20 protein-coding genes and 2 tRNA genes are annotated in these 19,902 nt (G+C 64.2%); 17 read left to right on the top strand and 5 right to left on the bottom strand.

Features of this window, described 5'->3' with window-relative positions; translation table 11 throughout:
• Window positions 1-7 precede the first annotated feature (7 nt).
• From rfaD to ACHFB9_RS12900, 13 genes are all read left to right on the top strand, one after another.
• Window positions 8-1,015, top strand: a complete 1,008-nt coding sequence (gene rfaD, locus ACHFB9_RS12960) for an ADP-glyceromanno-heptose 6-epimerase (RefSeq protein WP_417067658.1) — start codon at window positions 8-10, stop codon at window positions 1,013-1,015.
• Window positions 1,016-1,028: 13 nt separating this feature from the next.
• Window positions 1,029-1,919: a cysteine synthase CysM gene (cysM, locus tag ACHFB9_RS12955; RefSeq protein ID WP_417071382.1), complete on the top strand. Its 891-nt coding sequence runs from the start codon at window positions 1,029-1,031 to the stop codon at window positions 1,917-1,919.
• A gap of 2 nt (window positions 1,920-1,921) precedes the next feature.
• On the top strand, window positions 1,922-2,614 hold the full coding sequence (locus ACHFB9_RS12950) for a hypothetical protein (protein ID WP_417067657.1): 693 nt from the start codon (window positions 1,922-1,924) through the stop codon (window positions 2,612-2,614).
• A 61-nt stretch (window positions 2,615-2,675) separates the two neighbouring features.
• A tRNA-Val gene (locus tag ACHFB9_RS12945) sits at window positions 2,676-2,752 on the top strand.
• 148 nt (window positions 2,753-2,900) lie between these two features.
• A complete protein-coding gene (gene thrS / locus ACHFB9_RS12940; protein WP_417067656.1) occupies window positions 2,901-4,817 on the top strand; it encodes a threonine--tRNA ligase in 1,917 nt (638 codons plus the stop codon).
• A 27-nt stretch (window positions 4,818-4,844) separates the two neighbouring features.
• On the top strand, window positions 4,845-5,375 hold the full coding sequence (gene infC, locus ACHFB9_RS12935) for a translation initiation factor IF-3 (RefSeq protein ID WP_417071380.1): 531 nt from the start codon (window positions 4,845-4,847) through the stop codon (window positions 5,373-5,375).
• Window positions 5,376-5,500: 125 nt separating this feature from the next.
• A complete protein-coding gene (gene rpmI, locus ACHFB9_RS12930; RefSeq protein ID WP_417067655.1) occupies window positions 5,501-5,698 on the top strand; it encodes a 50S ribosomal protein L35 in 198 nt (65 codons plus the stop codon).
• Between the two features lie 15 nt (window positions 5,699-5,713).
• Window positions 5,714-6,073 carry a 50S ribosomal protein L20 gene (rplT, locus tag ACHFB9_RS12925; protein ID WP_417067654.1) on the top strand — a complete coding sequence of 120 codons (360 nt, stop codon included), beginning with the start codon at window positions 5,714-5,716 and terminating at the stop codon, window positions 6,071-6,073.
• Window positions 6,074-6,140: 67 nt separating this feature from the next.
• A complete protein-coding gene (pheS, locus tag ACHFB9_RS12920) occupies window positions 6,141-7,172 on the top strand; it encodes a phenylalanine--tRNA ligase subunit alpha (RefSeq protein WP_417067653.1) in 1,032 nt (343 codons plus the stop codon).
• Window positions 7,173-7,175: 3 nt separating this feature from the next.
• A complete protein-coding gene (gene pheT / locus ACHFB9_RS12915) occupies window positions 7,176-9,557 on the top strand; it encodes a phenylalanine--tRNA ligase subunit beta (RefSeq protein ID WP_417067652.1) in 2,382 nt (793 codons plus the stop codon).
• A gap of 10 nt (window positions 9,558-9,567) precedes the next feature.
• The gene (locus ACHFB9_RS12910) at window positions 9,568-9,891 is read left to right on the top strand and encodes an integration host factor subunit alpha (protein ID WP_417067650.1); all 324 of its coding nucleotides are present in this window, start codon (window positions 9,568-9,570) and stop codon (window positions 9,889-9,891) included.
• Entirely contained in the window at window positions 9,866-10,246 is a 381-nt protein-coding gene (locus ACHFB9_RS12905) for a MerR family transcriptional regulator (RefSeq protein WP_417067648.1), read from the top strand. Before ACHFB9_RS12910 ends, ACHFB9_RS12905 begins: the two co-directional genes overlap by 26 nt.
• Before the next feature lie 41 nt (window positions 10,247-10,287).
• Window positions 10,288-10,364, top strand: a tRNA-Pro gene (locus ACHFB9_RS12900).
• Window positions 10,365-10,617: 253 nt separating this feature from the next.
• Here ACHFB9_RS12900 and ACHFB9_RS12895 read toward each other — a convergent pair.
• Window positions 10,618-11,121 (bottom strand): RNA methyltransferase, encoded by a 504-nt coding sequence (locus ACHFB9_RS12895; RefSeq protein ID WP_417067647.1) that lies wholly within the window; start codon window positions 11,119-11,121, stop codon window positions 10,618-10,620.
• Between the two features lie 516 nt (window positions 11,122-11,637).
• Here ACHFB9_RS12895 and surE point away from each other — a divergent pair.
• From surE to rpoS, 4 genes are read left to right on the top strand one after another with little or no spacing between them, the layout of a single operon-like run.
• A complete protein-coding gene (gene surE / locus ACHFB9_RS12890; RefSeq protein WP_417067646.1) occupies window positions 11,638-12,381 on the top strand; it encodes a 5'/3'-nucleotidase SurE in 744 nt (247 codons plus the stop codon).
• Window positions 12,378-13,037 (top strand): protein-L-isoaspartate(D-aspartate) O-methyltransferase, encoded by a 660-nt coding sequence (locus tag ACHFB9_RS12885; RefSeq protein WP_417067645.1) that lies wholly within the window; start codon window positions 12,378-12,380, stop codon window positions 13,035-13,037. Before surE ends, ACHFB9_RS12885 begins: the two co-directional genes overlap by 4 nt.
• Window positions 13,034-13,963 carry a peptidoglycan DD-metalloendopeptidase family protein gene (locus tag ACHFB9_RS12880; RefSeq protein ID WP_417067643.1) on the top strand — a complete coding sequence of 310 codons (930 nt, stop codon included), beginning with the start codon at window positions 13,034-13,036 and terminating at the stop codon, window positions 13,961-13,963. Before ACHFB9_RS12885 ends, ACHFB9_RS12880 begins: the two co-directional genes overlap by 4 nt.
• A gap of 15 nt (window positions 13,964-13,978) precedes the next feature.
• Window positions 13,979-14,914, top strand: coding sequence for an RNA polymerase sigma factor RpoS (rpoS, locus tag ACHFB9_RS12875; RefSeq protein ID WP_417067641.1), 936 nt, complete (start codon window positions 13,979-13,981; stop codon window positions 14,912-14,914).
• Here the strand turns inward: rpoS and mltB are convergent, their stop codons facing one another.
• Genes mltB through ACHFB9_RS12855 form a run of 4 tightly spaced genes read right to left on the bottom strand, consistent with a single transcriptional unit; the run spans window position 14,915 to window position 19,761 of the window.
• Entirely contained in the window at window positions 14,915-15,928 is a 1,014-nt protein-coding gene (gene mltB / locus ACHFB9_RS12870) for a lytic murein transglycosylase B (RefSeq protein ID WP_417067640.1), read from the bottom strand.
• Entirely contained in the window at window positions 15,901-17,856 is a 1,956-nt protein-coding gene (locus tag ACHFB9_RS12865) for a transglutaminase TgpA family protein (protein ID WP_417067638.1), read from the bottom strand. Before ACHFB9_RS12865 ends, mltB begins: the two co-directional genes overlap by 28 nt.
• Window positions 17,846-18,823 (bottom strand): DUF58 domain-containing protein, encoded by a 978-nt coding sequence (locus tag ACHFB9_RS12860; protein ID WP_417067636.1) that lies wholly within the window; start codon window positions 18,821-18,823, stop codon window positions 17,846-17,848. The genes ACHFB9_RS12865 and ACHFB9_RS12860 overlap by 11 nt, the downstream gene beginning before the upstream one ends.
• Window positions 18,820-19,761, bottom strand: coding sequence for an AAA family ATPase (locus ACHFB9_RS12855; RefSeq protein WP_417067634.1), 942 nt, complete (start codon window positions 19,759-19,761; stop codon window positions 18,820-18,822). Before ACHFB9_RS12855 ends, ACHFB9_RS12860 begins: the two co-directional genes overlap by 4 nt.
• Window positions 19,762-19,902: the final 141 nt, after the last annotated feature.

Here is a 19,902-nt window from a genome sequence, read left to right as displayed (position 1 = left end):
GCTCGCGATGGCGCGCTATTACGTGGTGACCGGCGCTGCCGGTTTTATTGGATCCAACCTGATCGCCGGGCTCAATGCGCGCGGCATCGACAAGATTCTGGCCGTTGACGATCTGACCCAGGGCGACAAGTTTCGCAACCTCGCCCATGGTGAGATCGCCGACTACTTCGACAAGAACCAGTTCCTCGACATGATCCACAACGGGGATCTGGACGGCGAAGTTGAAGCGATCCTGCATCAGGGCGCCTGTTCGGACACGATGGAGTCCAACGGCCAGTACATGATGGAGAACAACTACCGCTATTCGCTGGACGTGATGAACTTCTGTCTCGACCAGGAAGCGCAGTTCCTCTACGCGTCGTCGGCTTCGGTCTATGGCGCGGGGCCGGTCTTCGTCGAAGACCGGAAGTACGAAGCGCCGCTCAACGTCTATGCGTACTCGAAGTACCTGTTCGACCAGGCGGTGCGGCGTGTTTTGCCCGAAGCGGCCTCGCAGATCGCGGGCTTCCGCTATTTCAACGTCTACGGCCAGAACGAGCAGCACAAGGGCAAGATGGCCTCGGTTTCCTTCCACCTGTTCAACCAGTACCGCGCCAGCGGCAAGGTCAAGCTTTTCGAGGGAATCGACGGCTATCCGGACGGCGGCCAGAAACGCGATTTCGTCCATGTCGACGATGTCGTTGCGGTCAATCTGCACTTCCTCGAAAACCCGAGCCTGTCCGGGATCTTCAATCTCGGCACCGGGCGGGCCCAAACCTTCAACGACGTTGCGGTCGCGACGCTCAATGCCTGCCGCGCGAGCGAAGGCAAGCCGGCACTGAGTCTGGAACAACTGGTCTCTGAGGGCATCCTCGAGTACATCCCCTTCCCGGATGCTCTGCGCGGCAAGTACCAGAGCTATACGCAAGCCGATATCGGCCTGCTGCGCAGCGCCGGCTACGCGGCCGAGTTCAACTCGGTCGAGCAGGGCGTTGCGAAGTACGTGAAGATCCTGAACGAACGCGCGGGGGCTTGAGGTGGCTGGAAAGATTGAATTCGCCACGCTCGAAGACACGGTGGGCCGCACGCCGCTGGTCCGCCTGAAGCGGATCACGGCGGGGCGGAGTAACGTGATTCTCGCCAAGCTCGAAGGCAGCAATCCGGCGGGCTCGGTCAAGGACAGGGCGGCGCTGTCGATGATCCGCGAGGCCGAGCGCCGCGGCGAGATTCGCCCCGGCGACACGCTGATCGAAGCGACCAGCGGCAATACCGGCATCGCGCTGGCGATGGTCGCCGCAATGCGCGGCTACAAGATGATCCTGGTGATGCCGGAGAACCAGACCGTCGAGCGCCGGCAGACGATGAAAGCCTACGGTGCTGAGCTGGTTCTCGTTCCCCGTCAGGGCGGCATGGAGATGGCCCGCGACATCGCCGAGCAGATGCGCGCCGAGGGCAGGGGAGTGATCCTCGATCAGTTCGCGAATGCGGCGAACCCGCTGGCCCACTATCAGGGTACGGGGCCGGAGATCTGGGAGCAGACCGACGGGACGATCACCCACTTCGTCAGCAGCATGGGAACGACCGGTACGATCATGGGCAATTCGCGCTATCTGAAGGAGCGCAATCCCGCGATTCAGATCGTCGGTTGTCAGCCGGCCGACGGTGCGCAGATCCCCGGAATCCGCAAATGGCCCGAGGAATATCTGCCGAAGATCTATGAGGCTTCGCGGATCGACCGTGTGGAGCCGGTCAGTCAGGCTGACGCCGAAGAGATGACGCGCCGGCTCGCGCGCGAGGAAGGCATTTTCGCCGGCATCTCGTCGGGCGGCGCGATGGCCGTTGCGCTGCGCGTGGCGGCCGAGGTCGAGAACGCGGTGATCGTGTCGATCGTCTGCGACCGGGGCGACCGCTACCTGTCGACCGGCGTGTTTCCGGGCTGAGCATGAGCGGGAAGCGTTTCATCTTCGCGATCGAAGCCGTTCCGGATGTCGAGGCACTGCGTCGGATCTATCGCATCGACGATCAGCTCAGCGACGCCGATGTCGTCGACTACGCCCTCCAGCGCCAGCGCGCGCTGGCCGGCATCGACGATCTGCCCGCTCACCTGCTGAGGATCGTCGCGCTGAGCTGGGTCGATCTGTCCGCAGGCAGCGCGGCGGTGCAGAGCTTCGTTAGCCCCGAGTTCGATGAGGAGGCTCTGCTCGGGCTTCTTCTCGAACGTCTGAGCACCCGTCCTGCCGTGGCCTGGAATGCCGGCGGCCGGGAGTGCGCAATTCTGAGGCGGCGAGCGCTCCTCCATCCGGGGCTGCCGGCGTCCGGGCTGTTCGCATCCTCGGCGCGCGTTCTCGATCTGTCCGCCGAACTCGCGCTCGCCTCCGGCGAGGCTTTGAATGTCCGCGACGAGATGGTGCTGATGATGGGGGCAGGCAGTCTTGCTGCGCCCGGCCCGGTCCAGACCTGGCTCGCCTGGAACGCAGGGCTGAGCGGGCAGATCCTCAGGCAGTGCGAGGCTGGGGCGCTGAAAACGGCCCTCGTCTGGCTGCGCGTCAGCGAAGGGGGGTGCAAAGAGCGCGAAGTGCTGTTACAATCACGGCTTGTCGCGCTTTCGGGCGGGGCTGTAGAGGAAAAGCTCTGATGAATTAAATTCAAAAAGAGCTTTACAAGATCGAAATTTCCTCTATAATGGTGACTTCTTTAGGCGCGTAGCTCAGCTGGTTAGAGCACCACCTTGACATGGTGGGGGTCGTTGGTTCGAGTCCAATCGCGCCTACCAACTCGGGAGTGAAGTGATCGTGTTCGTTTTTCGAACTACTACCGCGATTTTGAATTGACGGTTAACGAGTTCGACTTCGCTCCAAAAGGAAAAAGTGCGGCTCCGGCCGCACTTTTTTTTTGCCCAAACGCTTTCCGGGGATACTGCTATGCCTGACGTGAAACTGCCTGACGGATCCATTCGCTCCTTTGCCCAGCCGCTGACCGTGGCTGAGGTGGCGGCGAGCATCGGAACCGGTCTCGCCAAGGCCGCGCTGGGTGGCAGGGTTGATGGCAAGCTCGTTGATACCTCGTTCCGGATCGAAGCGGACTGCGAGCTCGCGATCATCACCGACAAGGATGCCGATGGTGTCGAGATGATCCGTCACTCGACGGCTCACCTGCTCGCCTATGCGGTCAAGCAGCTCTTTCCGGAGGCCCAGGTCACGATCGGGCCGTCGATCGAGAACGGCTTCTATTACGACTTTGCGTACTCGCGCGCCTTCACGCCCGAAGATCTCGAACTGATCGAGAAGAAGATGGCCGAGCTGGCCAAAAAGGATTTCGTGATTACGCGCGAAGCCTGGGGGCGTGACAACGCGGTCGAGTTCTTCCTGTCCATCGGCGAGAAGTACAAGGCCGAGCTGATTGCGAGCATTCCGGCGGACCAGGAAGTTTCGCTGTACAGGGAGGGCGATTTCGCCGACCTGTGCCGCGGCCCGCACGTCCCTTCGACCGGCAAGCTCAAGCACTTCAAGCTGATGAAGGTCGCCGGCGCCTACTGGCGCGGCGATGCGAAGAACGAGCAGCTGCAGCGCATCTATGGCACGGCCTGGGCGCGCAAGGAAGATCTCGAGGCTTACCTGCACATGCTCGAAGAGGCCGAGAAGCGCGATCACCGCAAGCTCGCGAAGGTTCTCGATCTTTTCCACCTGCAGGACGAAGCGCCGGGTATGGTGTTCTGGCACCCCAAGGGTTGGACGCTGTGGCAGCGGATCGAGCAGTACATGCGCAACCGGCTCGACGCGGCCGGCTATCGCGAAGTGCGCACGCCGATGGTGATGGATCGCTCGCTGTGGGAGCGTTCCGGTCACTGGGAAAACTACCGCGAGAACATGTTTACGACCGAGTCGGAGAAGCGCGACTACGCGGTCAAGCCGATGAACTGTCCCGGGCATGTGCAGATCTTCAATCACGGCCTGCGTTCCTATCGCGATCTGCCGCTGCGCCTCGCCGAGTTTGGATCCTGTCACCGCAACGAGCCTTCGGGCGCGCTGCATGGCCTGATGCGCGTGCGCGGCTTCGTCCAGGACGATGCGCACATCTTCTGTACCGAAGAGCAGATCGTGTCCGAAGTGCGTTCGTTCAACGAGCTGTTGCGCTCGGTCTATGACGATTTCGGCTTCACCGCCGTGTCGGTCAAGCTGTCGCTGCGCCCCGAAAAGCGCGCCGGTTCCGATGAGGTCTGGGACAAGGCCGAGGAAGGTCTGCGCGAAGCGCTGCGCGCCTCCGGTCACACCTGGGAAGAGCTGCCCGGCGAAGGGGCTTTCTACGGCCCCAAGATCGAATACCACGTCAAGGATGCGCTGGGGCGCTCCTGGCAGTGCGGCACGATGCAGCTCGACTTCGTGCTGCCCGAGCGTCTCGATGCCGAATACGTCGCCGAGGACAATACGCGCAAGAGGCCGGTCATGTTGCACCGCGCGATTCTCGGCTCTCTGGAGCGCTTCATCGGCATCCTGATCGAGAACTTCTCAGGCAGCTTCCCGATGTGGCTCGCGCCGGTTCAGGCTGTCGTGATGAGCATTTCGGAGCACCAGGCTGACTATGCACAGAGTGTCGCCGATGCGCTGGTCAAGGCGGGCTTCCGGGTCGAAGCGGATTTGCGCAGCGAGAAGATTAGCTATAAAATCCGCGAACATAGCTTGCAAAAGCTACCGTATCAGCTGGTTGTCGGTGAGAAGGAAAAGGCAGCCGGTGTGGTGGCCGTGCGCGCCCGGGGAGGTTCGGACCTCGGCCAGATTTCGCTCGAAGCACTTGTCGAGCGCTGGCGCAAAGAGGTTGAAGCCCGCGGTGGCACGGCTTGATTTTTTCTCATCAAGGAGAAACTGACCATCGCTCAGGAAAAGAAGGATTCGCTGCGCCTCAACGGGGAAATAACGGTTCCCGAGGTGCGCTTGGCTGGCGAAGATGGTGAGCAGATCGGGATTGTTCCGATCCGACAGGCGCTCGCCATGGCAGAGGAAGCAGGTTTGGATCTGGTAGAGATTGCTCCCCAGGCCAAGCCGCCCGCATGCCGCCTGATGGACTACGGTAAGTTCAAGTACCAGGAGTCCAAGAAGGCGCACGAAGCCAAGCTCAAGCAAAAGCAGGTTCAGGTCAAGGAAGTCAAGCTGCGTCCAGCGACGGACGAGAATGACTACAAGATCAAACTTCGCAACATGCAGCGCTTTCTTGAAGAAGGCGACAAAGTCAAGGTGACGCTGCGATTCCGGGGGCGTGAAATGGCCCACCAGGAATTCGGCATGCGCCAGCTTGAACGGGTGAAGCTTGACCTTGAAGAGGTTGGAGTTGTCGAACAGTTTCCGAAGCTGGAAGGTCGCCAGATGATCATGGTGCTGGGACCCCAGAAGAAGAAGCACTGATTCAGCTGCCTGCTCTGGCGGGCCGCGAATGCCCGGGCTTGTCCCGGAAAACAAGTGGGTCTGGGTCACCAAGTGCTGCGCAAGCGGCCACCCGGTCTCATCAATAAACGAGTTGGAGTATTTTCATGCCCAAGATGAAAACCAAGAGCGGCGCCAAGAAGCGCTTCAAGGTCCGCTCCAGTGGAGCGATCAAGCGCTCCCAGGCGTTCAAGCGCCACATCCTGACCAAGAAGACCACCAAGGTTAAGCGTCAGCTGCGCGGGATGTTGACCGTGCACGAATCCAACACCGCGCAAGTCCGCGCGATGCTGCCCTACGCTTAACCCAGGAGGAACACTATGCCCCGCGTAAAACGTGGTGTTACGGCTCGCGCCCGCCACAAGAAAGTTCTCGATCAGGCCAAGGGTTACCGCGGCCGCCGCAAAAACGTCTATCGCATCGCCAAACAGGCGGTGATGAAGGCTGGACAGTACGCCTACCGCGACCGTCGTCAACGCAAGCGTCAGTTCCGCGCCCTGTGGATCGCCCGTATCAACGCGGCTGCCCGCGAACTGGGTCTGACCTACAGCCGCTTCATGAATGGTCTGAAGAAGGCTTCGATCGAAGTGGACCGCAAGGTTCTGGCCGATCTGGCTGTCTTTGACAAGCCCGCGTTTGCCGCTATCGCGAACCAGGCCAAAGCCCAGCTGGCCGCCTAAGGCTGTCCAGCAGAAGAAAAGGAGGCCTAGCCTCCTTTTTTTTTCACTCACACCCGGAAGAACGTTCGTGGATCAATTGGAACAGCTGGTTTCCCAGGCAGTTGCCGATTTCGCGGCTGCAGCGGATGCCAATAGTCTCGAACAGGCCAAGGCCAAGTTCCTTGGCAAGAGTGGCTCTCTGACCGGCCTCCTGAAGGGGCTGGGCAAGATGGAGCCGGATGCGCGCCGCGAAGCCGGTGCCGCGATCAATCAGGCCAAGCTTGCGATCGAGCAGGCGCTCGAAGCGCGCCGCGATGCGCTGCGTGGTGCGGCGCTCGCCGCCCAGCTGGCGGCCGAATCGCTCGACGTGACGCTTCCCGGCCGCGGCCGCAGCGTCGGCGGCCTGCACCCGGTCACGCGCACGCTCGAACGCATTGAAACGCTGTTCGCCGGAATCGGCTTCACGGTGGCCGATGGCCCCGAGATCGAAACCGATTTCTACAATTTCACGGCTTTGAACACGCCCGAGAATCATCCGGCGCGTTCGATGCACGACACTTTCTACCTGACCGATGCGCCGGGCGTGCTGCTGCGCACCCAGACCAGCCCGGTCCAGGTTCGCTACATGCACGATCACGTCGCGCGGCATGCCGGCGTCGAACCGATGCCTGAGATCCGGATCATCGCTCCGGGCCGCGTCTATCGCGTCGATTACGATGCGACCCACTCGCCGATGTTCCATCAGATGGAAGGCCTGTGGGTGGGCGAGCGCGTCAGCTTCGCCGACCTCAAGGGCGTGATCGCCGAATTCCTCAGGCGTTTCTTCGAAACCGACGAGCTGCAGGTCCGCTTCCGCCCGTCCTTCTTCCCCTTCACCGAACCGTCGGCCGAGATCGACTTCGCGTTCATGAGCGGGCCGAACAAGGGCAAATGGCTGGAGATCGCCGGCTGCGGCGTCGTCCACCCGAACGTGCTGCGCCACGGCGGTATCGACCCCGAGCGCTACACCGGTTTCGCTTTCGGCATGGGCCTGGATCGTCTGACGATGCTGCGTTACGGCGTCGACGACCTGCGTCTGTTCTTCGAAAACGACCTTCGTTTCCTTTCCCAATTCAGGTAAGCCATGCAGTTCTCTGAGCACTGGTTGCGCACTCTGGTCAACCCGGCGATCGATTCCGCCGAGCTGGAACGTCTGTTGACGATGGCCGGGCTGGAAGTCGAAGAAGCGACGCCCGCCGCCCCCGCTTTCACTGGAGTGCTGGTCGCCCGCATCCTCAGCGCCGAACAACATCCGAACGCGGACCGGCTGAGGGTCTGTCGCGTCGATGTCGGCGCCGCCGAACCCCTGCAGATCGTCTGTGGCGCGCCGAATGCGGCCGCGGGGCTTCTCGTTCCCTGCGCGACCGTCGGGGCCGTGCTGCCCGGCGATTTCAAGATCAAGCCGGCCAAGCTGCGTGGCGTTGAATCCGCCGGCATGCTGTGTTCGGCGCGCGAGCTGGGCCTGTCGGAAGCGCACGAGGGGCTGTTGTCCCTGCCCGAGGACTTCAAACCCGGCACGTCGCTGCGCGATGCGCTGCTGCTCGACGACACGCTCTACACGATCAAGCTGACGCCGAACCGGCCCGACTGCCTGAGCCTGCTCGGCATCGCCCGCGAAGTCTCGGCGCTGACCGGTGCACCGCTCGCCGAGCCGAAGAGCGAAACCGTCGCGGCCTCCCATGACGCAACCCGCGCGATCGACGTCGAGGCGAAGGATGCCTGCCCGCGTTACTGCGGTCGCGTGATCCGCGGCATCGATCCGTCGCGCAAGACTCCGGACTGGATCGTCCAGCGCATCGAGCGCTGCGGCATCCGTTCGATCTCGGCGGTCGTCGATATCACGAACTATGTGATGCTCGAACTCGGCCAGCCGATGCACGCCTTCGATACCGCGATCCTGTCGGGTTCGCTGCGGGTGCGCTGGGCGAAGGAGGGCGAAGCGCTGACGCTGCTCAACGAGCAGGAGGTCAAACTCGATGCGAAGACGCTGGTGATCGCCGACGACGAGAAGACGCTGGCGATGGCCGGCATCATGGGCGGCGACAGGAGCGGGATCTCCGACGAGACGACCGACATCTTCGTCGAGAGTGCCTTTTTCTCGCCTGCTGCGATCGCTGGCCGCGCCCGCGAATACGGTCTGGCAACCGACTCTTCGCACCGTTATGAGCGCGGCGTCGATTATGCGCTGCCGGCTCGCGCGATCGAGCGTGCCAGCGAGCTGATCCTCGCAATCTGCGGTGGCAATGCCGGCCCGGTTGTCGAGGTGTTGTCCGAAGAGCATCTGCCGCGCCGCTCGCCGGTCGTGATGCGGATGGCGCGCGCGTCCCAGGTCATCGGCATCCCGCTCGACGCCGAGACCGTCGCGACGGTTCTCAGTCGGCTCGGCGGAGAACTGACCGTCACCGCCGACGAAGTCAGGCTTCTGCCGCCCTCTTGGCGCTTCGATCTTGAAATCGAACAGGATCTGATCGAAGAGATCGCGCGGATCTACGGTTACGAGAAGATTCCCGAAGTGATGCCGGTCGGCAAGATGGCGATGCTGCCGCAGCCCGAGAGCCGTCGCACGCCGATGGCTCTGCGCGCGAAGATGGCCGGCCTCGATTATCAGGAAGTCATCAATTACGCCTTCGTCGAGGAAGCCTGGGAGCGCGACTTCTGCGCGAACAAGGATCTGATCCGGATCGCGAACCCAATCGCGAGCCAGCTCGCAGTGATGCGCTCCAGCCTGCTCGGTGGGCTCGTCGGCAATCTGATCACGAACCAGAAGCGCCGCGCGTCGCGCGTGCGTCTGTTCGAAATCGGCCGCTGCTTCAAACGCGACCCCGCCGCGAAGCCCGTTGCCGGCTATGATCAGACGATGAAGATTGCCGCTCTGGCTTGGGGGCCCAGCGATCCCGAGCAGTGGGGGATCGCGACCCGCAAGGCAGACTTCTTCGACATCAAGGGTGACCTCGAACGTCTGGTTGCTAACCCGGCGCTCGAATTCGTGCCGCTCGCCCATCCCGCACTGCATCCCGGGCGGGCCGCCGAAGTGCGCATCGGCGGTCGCGCGATCGGCTGGATCGGCGAGCTGCATCCGACCTGGGTTCATGACTACGATCTCGCGTCCGCGCCGGTTGCTTTCGAGCTCGAACTCGATGCGGTGATGCCGCGCGTGCTGCCGACCGCGGTGGCTCCGTCGAAGTTCCCGCCGATGATCCGCGACCTCGCGCTGATCGTCGAGGCGACTCGCCCGGTTGCCGAGCTGCTCGACGTTCTGCGCAGCGCGCCCGAGCCCTTGATGCAGTCGGTCGAAGTTTTCGACGTCTATCAGGGCAGGGGTGTGGAGCCTGACCGGAAGAGTGTTGCGTTCCGGATACGCTTCCAACATACTGAACGGACGCTCGAAGATCGCGAAGTCGACGCGGCGGTCGAAGTGCTCGTTGGGCTCGCTCGCGCGCGCCTGGGGGCGGAGCTGAGGAGTTGATATGGTTCCGATGACGCTGACCAAAGCTGAACTGGCCGACCTGCTCTTCGAGAAGGTCGGCCTGAACAAGCGTGAAGCCAAAGACATGGTCGATGGCTTCTTCGACGAGATCCGCACTGCGCTGGAGCGGGGTGATACGGTCAAACTCTCGGGTTTCGGCAACTTCCAGTTGCGCGACAAACCCCAGAGGCCTGGCCGCAATCCCAAGACCGGCGAAGAAATCCCGATTACCGCCCGCCGCGTCGTGACTTTTCACGCCAGCCAGAAACTCAAGGCCGCGGTCGAACAGCTGAGCAGCAGTCCTACTCATGTCGCAACACAGCGTGCAGCCTGAACACACCGAACTCCCTCCCATTCCCGCCAAGCGCTACTTCACGATCGGAGAGGTCAGCGAACTGTGCGGCGTCAAGCCGCACGTTCTGCGCTATTGGGAGCAGGAGTTCGTCCAGCTCAAACCGATCAAGCGTCGCGGCAACCGTCGCTACTACCAGCACCACGAGGTGCTGCTGGTGCGCCGTATCCGCGAACTGCTCTACCAGGAAGGTTTCACGATCAGCGGGGCGCGCAATCGCCTCGATGAGGCGGGTCTGCAGCAGTGCGAGGAAGTCGAAGCCGCGGGTCGCTATGGTGCGCTGATCGAGGCCGTGCGCGCCGAGCTCACTGCGGTGCTCGAAGAACTTAAAGCCTGATGGTGCAATTTCTGAAAAAGCTGATATAATGCGCAGCTTGTCGGGGCGTAGCGCAGCCTGGTAGCGCACTTGCATGGGGTGCAAGGGGTCGCGAGTTCGAATCCCGCCGCCCCGACCAAAGAACCAACAAAAAAGCCAATCTTCGGATTGGCTTTTTTGTTTTCTGGCCGTGCGGATCATGGTGACGGATCGCCAACCCGACTCTCCGAGCCATCTGCTGTACGAGGGACGTAGGCTCTACGTGATCCTGACGATGGCTGACCGGAATACAGCGCATGCGGGTGAAGAACATCGGATAGCCGTAGGCGCTAATAGCGCATACGGTTTGATGAGGGGGGCAGGCAGGGAGCCTGCTCTGTGCTCACGCTCTCCTACCGCTCGATTTTTTTCGCCTTTTCACGCTTTGCCATGCGGTCGTACAGCACCACATTGACCGACGCCGCGAGGTTCATGCAGCCCTGGGTCGGCACATAGACGATGTCGCGGCACCAGGCGGTGATCTTGTCGCTGAGGCTGCCGTCTTCGGGGCCGAAGATGTAGAAGGCGCGTTCGGGGTGGGTGTAGTGGGTCAGGGGCTGGGCGTCGGGGTGGATCTCGATCGCGACGGGCACACAGCCGAGCGGGATGACGCCCTGCAGGTCTTCGACGCCGATAAGCGGGATCTGCAGGTGCACCTGCTTGGTGTCGGTGCGGAACTCGCAGGCCTTGTCGTAGCGCTGCCCTGTGTAGAACACCGAGTGCACTCCGTAGCAGCCGGCGGCACGCATGACTTCGCCCACGTTCGCAGGTGTTTTCGGGTTGGCCAGGCCGACGCAGGCATAGCCTTCGTAGTCGCGCACGGCTTGTTTGCGGGTGATGGTTTCAATGGCGGACATGGGGACCTTTCTTGCAGCGGGCGGCCAGTTTAGCGCTACAGCCGCGCCGTAGCCCCGCCCGCCGTGCTTTACATGCGCTCGTCCAGCCGCGGGCCCGAACTGGCTCATCACCAGCCCCGTCTCGTCCTTGAAGAGTTCTCGAAGGGAATGTACTGAACGCCGGACCCAGAGGGGGGCTCCGTCCCTCGTCTTCGTGAGTTCCTCGCTGGAGGGAGTGACGGGCATCAGGGCGGATCGGACCCGGGGCTGGGCGGGCGGTTATGACAGGCGCGCAAGAGCGGCAGACAGCGGCATCCGCGCAACGTATAATCTCCCCGCGCCTGTTACGCCCGCTGATCGTGGCGACCGGACGCTTTTCCGAATTCAGGCTGCTTGGTCAAGAAAACCTCAGATGATCTGCCGTGATATCGACAAGTTTGGCTGGAGCCGCGCCCGGATGCGGGCGGGCTCGCCGACTTCTCGCGGCGGGCAGCCCGTGCCGGCAATGGACGCCGCCGCGCGCCTTCCGGGGCATCCATGCGCATCCTGCTGAGCAACGACGATGGCTATTTCGCGCCGGGCATCGCCGCGTTGGAGCGGGAGCTCTCCGCCCGGCACGACGTCGAAGTTGTCGCGCCCGAGCGCAATCGCAGCGGCGCTTCGCATTCGCTGACCCTGGACCGTCCGCTGTCGGTTCGCCGGGCCGGCAATGGCTACCGCTTCGTCGACGGCACGCCGACCGACTGCGTGCACCTCGCGGTGACCGGTCTTCTGCCGCAGAGGCCCGAACTCGTGATCTCCGGAATCAACCACGGCGCCAACATGGGCGACGACACGATCTACTCGGGAACCGTCGCCGCGGCGATGGAGGGTTTTTTGCTCGGGATTCCGGCGATCGCGGTTTCGCTGGTCGGTCGCGATGCGCAGTATTTCGCGACCGCCGCGCGCGTCGTCCTCGACCTGCTCGAAGAGGCGAGACAATGGGAGCTTCAGGGCGGCTTTCTGCTCAACGTCAATGTCCCCGATCTTCCCTTTGATCAACTGAATGGCCGGCAGTTGACCCGTTTGGGCCGTCGCCATCAGTCCGAACCAGTCGTCTGCGCGAAGAATCCGCGGGGCGAGCCGATCTACTGGGTCGGCGCGGTCGGCGCGGTCCAGGATGCCGGGGATGGAACGGATTTTCATGCGGTGGCCGCCGGCTTCGTGTCGGTGACGCCGCTGCAGATCGATTTGACTCACTTCGGGCAAATGGCCCTCTGGTCGGAGCGCTTTGCCCGATGAACTCTCATCCACATTCCTCATCAACGACATCGGTTCGGGCCCGCGCCCGGATGGTCGAGCGCCTGCGCGAAGAAGGCGTCCGCGACGAGCGGGTGCTGCGCGCAATGAACCAGATTCCCCGGCACCAGTTCGTCCAGGAGGCTCTGGCGACCCGGGCCTACGAGGACACCTCGCTGCCGCTGGGCTGCCAGCAGACGATCTCCCAGCCCTATGTCGTCGCGCGGATGATCGAACTGCTGGGGGCGGGGCGGGAGCTGGGACGCACGCTCGAGGTCGGAACCGGCTGCGGCTACCAGGCCGCGGTGCTGGCCTGCGTCGCGCCGGAAGTGTATTCGGTCGAGCGGATCAAGGCGCTGCTCGACCGCGCCAAAGAGAATCTGAGGCCCTTGCGCCTTCCCAACCTGAGATTGAAATACGCGGATGGCAGCGTGGGCCTCATCGAGGCCGCCCCCTTCGACTCGATCATCCTCGCCGCGGCCGCTCCGGTCATTCCGAAAGCGTTGCTGACCCAGCTGGCGCCGGGCGGCAGGATGGTCTTGCCGGTCGGCGAGATCGAGCAGTATCTGCTGCTGATCGAGCGCACCCCGGGCGGCAGTTTCAAGGAAACGCGCTACGATCCCGTCCGTTTCGTCCCTTTGCTGACAGGAACCGAATGAAAGGCTTTACCTCTCCTCTTTTGCTGCTGCTGATGCTGGCAGCCTGTTCGACGGCGACGCGCGCTCCGGTGGAGGAGCGCTCCACCGGAGCCGCGCGTCCGAACGCGTCCCAGGACGCCCGTGCCGCCGAGCCCGCGCCGGTCGCCAGACCCGGTCATTACATCGTCAAGAAGGGTGACACGCTGATCAGCATTTCGCTCGAGCACGGCCAGGACTGGCGCGACATCGCTGGCTGGAACAAGCTCGACAACCCCAACCTGATCCTGGTCGGTCAGGAGCTCCGCGTCGTGCCGCCGGAAGGTGTGTCGGCCAGGCCGGTACTCGAAACGCGGCCGATCGACGCCCGTCCCGTGCGCGCCGAGCCTCCCGCCCATGGCGAAGAGGGTCTCAAGCGCGAGCCGCGCGGCGGGAAAGTCGCTTATTCCGATCAGGCGCTCGCCGCCGCGATCAAGGCCGAGGCGGGCACGGGCCCGAAAGTCGCAGTCAGCGAAGCGCGTCCTGAAAACAAAGTTGCCGAACCGCCGAAGTCGCCCGCCGCGAGCGAACCGCGTGGCGATGCCGATATTGATTGGGCATGGCCGGTGCCTGGCAAGATTGTGGGAACTTTCAACGATGCGAGCAATAAAGGTCTTGACATCGCGGGCACGCTGGGAGAGGCCGTTCACGCCGCTGGAGCAGGAAAGATTGTTTATGTCGGAGCCGGCTTGCGCGGTTACGGAAATCTCGTCATCATCAAACATGACGCGATGTTCTTGAGCGCATATGCCCATAACCAGAAGATTCTGGTCAAGGAAGGGCAAGTGGTCAAAAAGGGCCAGGAGATCGCGATCCTAGGGGATAGCGACAGCGATCGAGCCAAGCTTCACTTCGAAATCCGTCGCCAGGGGAAACCCGTAGATCCATTGAGATATCTACCGAAGCGCTAATAGGGTGGGGGGGATATGTACGATCCGGCCTATTTCGACGAAGAGGAAGAAAAAGAGCCGGATCTCCCGCCAGAGATCGAGGCTTTCGAGGCGGAACCTGCGCCCGCTCCTCCTGAAAACGAATTTCTCAACGATGTCACCCAGATCTATCTGAACGAGATCGGGGCCAACCCGCTGCTGACCGCCGAGGAGGAAGTCTCACTCTCCCGGCGGATGAGGAAGGGCGATTTCTCGGCGCGGCAGAAGATGATCGAGCACAACCTGCGCTTGGTTGTGAATATCGCCAAGCATTACCTCAATCGCGGCATTCCGCTCCTCGACCTGGTCGAGGAGGGCAACCTCGGACTGATCCACGCGCTCGAGAAATACGATCCCGAGCGCGGCTTTCGCTTCTCGACCTATGCCACCTGGTGGATCCGGCAGAACATCGAGCGGGCGATCATGAATCAGTCGCGGACGATCCGGCTGCCGGTTCATGTGGTCAAGGAGCTCAACCAGGTTCTGCGCGCCCAGCGGGCACTCGAATCGAGCCACGGTTCGGCAAGCCTCGATCAGGTCGCGATGCGCTTGTCGCGGCCCGTCGAGGCGGTCCGCCACATCCTGTCCCTCAATGAACACACGGCCTCGCTCGATGCACCGCTCGACATCGACCCGAACCTGTCGATTGGCGAATCGCTCGCCGACGATCTGTCGGAAGGGCCGGAGGAGCAAATCCAGAACGGCGAGATCGAGCAGCTGGTCCGTTACTGGATATCCCAGCTCAGCGAGAAGCAGCGCCTCGTTATCGGTGCCCGCTACGGGATGGATGAAGTCGAGATCCAGACGCTCGAAGAGCTCGCGCTGCAGCTGGGGCTGACCCGGGAGCGGGTTCGCCAGATCCAGCTTGAAGCGCTCTCTCAGCTCCGGCGCATCCTCAAGCGCCGGGGGGTTTCGCGCGACGTGCTGTTCTGATCAAGGCTGCTGGTCGTGTTCGGTGCGCAGCGCGCGGGCGAGCTGCAGCACCGACATCGCATAGAAACTCGACCGGTTGTAGCGGGTGATCACGTAGAAGTTCGCGTAGCCCAGCCAGTATTCGGTCGCGGCTTCGGGTGAAGGCAGATCGATCAGCGCTGCGGGGGCGTCGACGGTGAGCGGAGTGTCGGCGCTGATCCCGAGGCGGGCGAGTTCGGTCCGGCTGTAGCGCGGGACGATTCCGCCCTCTATCGCCGCCGCCGCGTTCTGCGCGTCCGATACCCTGGCCGGCAGCGCCGCGATCTCGCCGTTCTTCCAGCCGTGCTTGTTCAGGAAGTTCGCGACCGAGCCGATCGCATCGACCGGATTCATCTCGAGATCGATTTTCCCGTCGGCGTCGAAGTCGATCGCGAAGCGGCGAATGCTGCTGGGCATGAACTGGGGCAGGCCGATCGCGCCGGCGTAGGAGCCTTTGAACGATGCGACATCGCGGCTCTGGTCGCGGGCAAGCAGGAAGAGCTCGGAGAGCTCCTGACGGAACAGTTCGGCGCGCGGCGGATAGTCGAAGGCCAGCGTCGCGAGCGCGGACAGGGTCTGGTAATTGCCGGGGCCGCGGCCGTAGATGCTCTCGATGCCGATGATCGCGACGATGATCTCGGCCGGGACTCCGTACTGCTTTTCAGCGCGCGTGAGCGCATCGGAATAGATCTGCCAGAAACCGAGACCGCCGGTGATGCGCGGACGATCGAGGAAGCGGGCGCGGTAGCGAACCCAGGAGCGCGATGCCGGGCTCGCGGGCGGCAGGATCGCCTTGATCACCGAAGGCTGGAAGCGGGCTTCGCACAGCGAGGCGAGGATCTTTGCTTCGTCGAGGCCTTCGCGCTTCGCCAGCTCGTGCGCGAAGGCGCGCACGTCGGTGCGCTCGGCATAGGGCGTGGCCGAAGTTTCTTCGGCGGGGGCGGCCGGGCTGATGAGAAGGAGCGCGCTCAGCGCGCCGAGGGTTCGGATATCCATTTTCTGATTGCCTGTTCGAATTGTTCGGGGCTGTCTGCCGGGTTGGGGGGGGCGAAGCGCAGGCGCGCATAGCGCAGCGCCAGCACAGGGAGGGTTTGCTGCCACTCGGGGCGCGTCCGGATCACGCGCGCGGCGTAGTCCAGCGGCCCTTCGGAGCTGAGCGCAACGAAGCCCTGCTTTGCCAGATACCGGCACAGTTTATGCCAGCTGCGTTGGATCGGCAGGGGCTTGGGGGCTCTGTTCCGCGAGAAGAACCAGACCAGCGCTTGCCAGAGCAGCGCTGAGACGCTGAGCGCGGCGGCGAGAATCCGCCAGTCCGCGTCAGGGAAGCCCAGCTGCCCCAGAAGCTCTCTCTGGCGCAGGCCATTGTAGCCGAGCACCCAGGTGTTCCACGCGTGATCGAGCGCGTCGAGCCGGCTGCGCAGCGAGCGGAGCAAGTCGCTGTCCAGCCGTGTCAGCACCGGCAACGCGGTCCGGTCGCGCAGCGCCGCGATCATTCCGGCGTCGATTCTCTGCGGGGCCGCGATCGCGGTCGGGTCCTGTCTGAGCCATCCCTTGCCCGGCAGCCAGACTTCGGTCCAGGCGTGCGCATCGGACTGGCGCACCATCAGGCTGCGGTCCACCGGGTTGATCTCGCCGCCCTGGTAACCCGTCACGACGCGGGCGGGCACGCCTGACGCGCGCATCAGCACCGTGAAGGCGCCGGCGAAGTGCTCGCAAAATCCCTGACGGGTCGAGAACAGGAATTCGTCGACGTTGTTCTGGCCCAGCAGAGGGGGCCTGAGCGTGTATTGATAATGGCCTGAGCGCAGGAAGGCGCGGGCGGCGGCAAGACGATCGAACGGATCGGGGTGCTGCTGGCGGATCTTCTGACCCAGCGCGAGGGTGCGCGGATTGAAACCCGCAGGCAGCGCGAGCGCGCGCTTGAGGCGCTCGGGACTCTCGTCGGGAATGCCCGCGTCGGGGCGGCTGCCGATTGCGACCCGGATCCTGTCCTTGACCGGGGCAGGCGTGAGCAGCGCGTGGTCCCGGCTCAGCAGCTGCCCCGGCTGCGGGACGGCCTGTTCGAGCGCGAGCAGCCAGCGCTGGCGGTGCGCTTCGAGCGTCAGCGTGTAGCGCAGAGTGGCGGGAGCGGTGGCAGGGGGCAGGGGGCGGTCCGAGTCGGGCGCGCTTTTCCAGGTCCGGCCGTCGAAGTCGGTCAGGACCGGGCCGCGGAAATAGCGCTGACTCGGGAGCGGGATGGGGCCAGGGAATTCAGCGCGCAGAGCGATCTCGCTCGACAGCGACAGATCGGCGATGGAACCCGGGCTCATGTCGTTCGAGAGCCCGGTGCGGGCGCTCGCCTCGTCGGTGGGAAGCCCCCACAGAGGTTGGTCGAGGCGGGGAAAGAACAGAAAGAGTGCGGCGGTCAGCGGCAGCGAGATCAGCAAGAGACGGCCGCTGCCGCGCAGCGCGACCGCAAAGCCGAGCCTCGCCTGTTCGACGCGCAGCAGCGCGGCAAGGCAGGTGAGGCAGCTCGCCGCGGCCAGCAGCGCGGTCAGCGGGCTCTGTTCATGCAGGAAGTAGCCGAGCTGGAGGAAGAAGCAGAGCTGGACCGCGACGTGCAGGTCGCGGCGCGTGCGCGATTCGAGCAGCTTCAGGCAGGCGAGGCTGGCGAGCAGCGCGAGTCCGGCCTGGCGGCCGAACAGCGTGCCGTGCTGCGCGAAAACCGCGACCGCGGTGCTGATGGCCAGCGCCGCTGGCAGCAGGCGCGAGAGCGGTGCGGTGCGACGCAGCGCGAGTCGGGCGATCTGCACGGCCAGGGGCAGCAAGGCCAGCGTGCCGGTGTCGAAGCCGAGGATCATGATCAGCGGCAGCACGCTCGCGGCGACCGCGGCGCAGGCCCAACGCTGCGAGAGGAGGTCCAGGACCGGAGTCTTATCGCTCATCGGAGGCAGGGAAGCTTGCCAGCGCTTCGAGCGCGGCACTCAGATGGGTGGGGCCGCGGCTCATCGCGAGCAGGGTTCCGGGCAGGCTCAGGGACCAGTTGCGGCCGCTGCGCTCGGCTTCCAGCGCCCAGGCGCACAGCCGCGAGAGCCGCGCTTCGGTGCCGGGAAGCGCCTGGCAGTCCAGCCAGGTGAGGCGCAGCTCGCCGCTCTCTTCCGAACTGAACAGTTTGCTGGCGGGCGCATCGCCGCGCGCGAGGCGTTTCCAGGCGATCGCGCGCAGCGGGTCTCCGGGCTGATAGGGGCGCAGCGAATCGAAGCTGTCGGTGCCCGGCGCGGGCGTGCGCGAAGCGCTGGCGCCGCTGCCGTGAAGCGGGGGTGGAGGCGCTTTGGCCTCCGGGCTCGGGTAGACCCACGCCGCTACATCCGGTTCGAGCAGGGTCCAGGCGCGGAAGAGGCCGAGCGGGAAGCGGGTCTCGATGCGTATCCGGCCCAGGCTCTGCCTGCCGCGGCGGCGCGCGGTGAGCGCGAGTTCGACCTGGGTGAAGCCGCCTGCGGCGATCGAGAAGCCCAGCCGGTAGCCTTTCGCGTCGATCAGCTCCAGCGCTTCGCGCGCGCGCTGCGCCCGATCGGCGAAGACGAGCGCGAAACCGAGCACGCCGCCCTGATGCGCATTTGCGCTGCGGGCGCTCGCGAGGATCAGGCCGTTGATGTTGCGGTGAGTCCTGAGCAGGCAGACCTGGGCGATTCCGGCCAGTGAGAAGCTCAGCAGGAATCCCAGCGCCAGGTTGTAGTTGAGGCTCGCGATCAGCATCGCGAGCAGCAGCGCGGCGAAGCTCAGGCCTTCGCGGGTCGGCACGATATAGACCCGCCTCTGCGGCACCTCGATCGGCAGAGCCTCGCTGCGGCGCCCGCGCAGCATCCACTGCTGCAGGGCTTCGCGCAACGCGGACAGCGACGGGCGCTTCACTCTATCGGCGTCGCGGCGAGCAGCGCCGCAACGGCGGCTTCGGGCGCAGGAAGGCCGTCGCGGCCGGTGATCCGGTGTCCGGCGACGGGGAGCCAGGCCTGTTGCACGTCCTCGGGCGCGACGAAGTCGCGGCCTTCGAGCAGGGCCAGAGCGCGGGCCGCCGAGAGCAGCGCGAGACCGGCCCGGGGCGACAGGCCCAGCGAGAACTCGGCGTTGAGCCGGCTCGCTTCGAGCAGCCGGCGGATGTAGCGGGCAATCGCTTCGCTGGCGTGGATGTTGGCGCAGCTCGCCTGCAGCGCGAGCAGGATGGCTCTATCCACCACAGGGGCGAGGCTTAGCCGGCGCGCTCCGGGCGAACCCGAGAGCAGCGCGACTTCGGCTTCCTCGGGCGGATAGCCCAGCGACAGGCGCATCAGGAAGCGGTCGAGCTGGGATTCGGGCAGAGGGAAAGTGCCGGCGTGCCAGGTCGGGTTCTGGGTCGCGATGACGAAGAAGGGCGAGGGTAGCGGCCGGGTTTCGCCTTCGACCGAGACCCGCCCTTCCTCCATCGCTTCGAGCAGAGCGCTCTGGGTTTTGGGCGGGGCGCGGTTGATTTCGTCGGCAAGCACGAGCTCGGCGAAGAGGGGGCCGGGCCGGAACACGAACTGCGCGGAGTGGCTCTCCCAGACCGAAACGCCGAGCAGGTCGGTCGGGAGCATGTCGCTCGTGAACTGCAGGCGGTGCCAAGCGAGGCCGCAGGCTTCGGCGAGCGCGCGTGCCAGCGTGGTCTTGCCGACTCCGGGCACGTCCTCGATCAGCAGATGCCCGTCAGCGAGCAGGCAGGCGACGGCGAGCCGGATCTCGGTCGGCTTGCCGAGAATGTGCAGGCCGACGGCGGTGCAGATCGAGTTTGCCAGCTGGCTGGCACGGGAAACGGACAGAGCGTCTTCGGGCGTCATGCCGGTAGGATAGTGCAGATTGTGCTCGAGGCGGCAGGCCTCTTCCTTGTGCGGAATCGGCTTTCCGACTCATCGGTGCGCAAACGTGAGGACTTGTAAGCCGGATCGCTTGGACTCTGGCTGGATGCGCTAGAATCCACA

Origin of the sequence: Niveibacterium terrae (assembly GCF_048213115.1) — a bacterium.
Classification (GTDB): Bacteria; Pseudomonadota; Gammaproteobacteria; order Burkholderiales; family Rhodocyclaceae; genus Niveibacterium; species Niveibacterium terrae.
This window is presented reverse-complemented; position numbering and strand designations above follow the sequence as displayed.

Bases quoted from the DNA above. Each gene is read 5' to 3' on its own strand.
- rpmI (WP_417067655.1), top strand. From the start codon at position 5,501: ATGCCCAAGATGAAAACCAAGAGCGGCGCCAAGAAGCGCTTCAAGGTC.
- pheT (WP_417067652.1), top strand. From the start codon at position 7,176: ATGCAGTTCTCTGAGCACTGGTTGCGCACTCTGGTCAACCCGGCGATC.
- surE (WP_417067646.1), top strand. From the start codon at position 11,638: ATGCGCATCCTGCTGAGCAACGACGATGGCTATTTCGCGCCGGGCATC.
- rplT (WP_417067654.1), top strand. From the start codon at position 5,714: ATGCCCCGCGTAAAACGTGGTGTTACGGCTCGCGCCCGCCACAAGAAA.
- ACHFB9_RS12905 (WP_417067648.1), top strand. From the start codon at position 9,866: ATGTCGCAACACAGCGTGCAGCCTGAACACACCGAACTCCCTCCCATT.
- ACHFB9_RS12895 (WP_417067647.1), bottom strand. From the start codon at position 11,121: ATGTCCGCCATTGAAACCATCACCCGCAAACAAGCCGTGCGCGACTAC.
- rfaD (WP_417067658.1), top strand. From the start codon at position 8: ATGGCGCGCTATTACGTGGTGACCGGCGCTGCCGGTTTTATTGGATCC.
- ACHFB9_RS12880 (WP_417067643.1), top strand. From the start codon at position 13,034: ATGAAAGGCTTTACCTCTCCTCTTTTGCTGCTGCTGATGCTGGCAGCC.
- rpoS (WP_417067641.1), top strand. From the start codon at position 13,979: ATGTACGATCCGGCCTATTTCGACGAAGAGGAAGAAAAAGAGCCGGAT.
- ACHFB9_RS12855 (WP_417067634.1), bottom strand. From the start codon at position 19,761: ATGACGCCCGAAGACGCTCTGTCCGTTTCCCGTGCCAGCCAGCTGGCA.
- ACHFB9_RS12910 (WP_417067650.1), top strand. From the start codon at position 9,568: ATGACGCTGACCAAAGCTGAACTGGCCGACCTGCTCTTCGAGAAGGTC.
- ACHFB9_RS12885 (WP_417067645.1), top strand. From the start codon at position 12,378: ATGAACTCTCATCCACATTCCTCATCAACGACATCGGTTCGGGCCCGC.
- thrS (WP_417067656.1), top strand. From the start codon at position 2,901: ATGCCTGACGTGAAACTGCCTGACGGATCCATTCGCTCCTTTGCCCAG.
- mltB (WP_417067640.1), bottom strand. From the start codon at position 15,928: ATGGATATCCGAACCCTCGGCGCGCTGAGCGCGCTCCTTCTCATCAGC.
- ACHFB9_RS12950 (WP_417067657.1), top strand. From the start codon at position 1,922: ATGAGCGGGAAGCGTTTCATCTTCGCGATCGAAGCCGTTCCGGATGTC.
- ACHFB9_RS12865 (WP_417067638.1), bottom strand. From the start codon at position 17,856: ATGAGCGATAAGACTCCGGTCCTGGACCTCCTCTCGCAGCGTTGGGCC.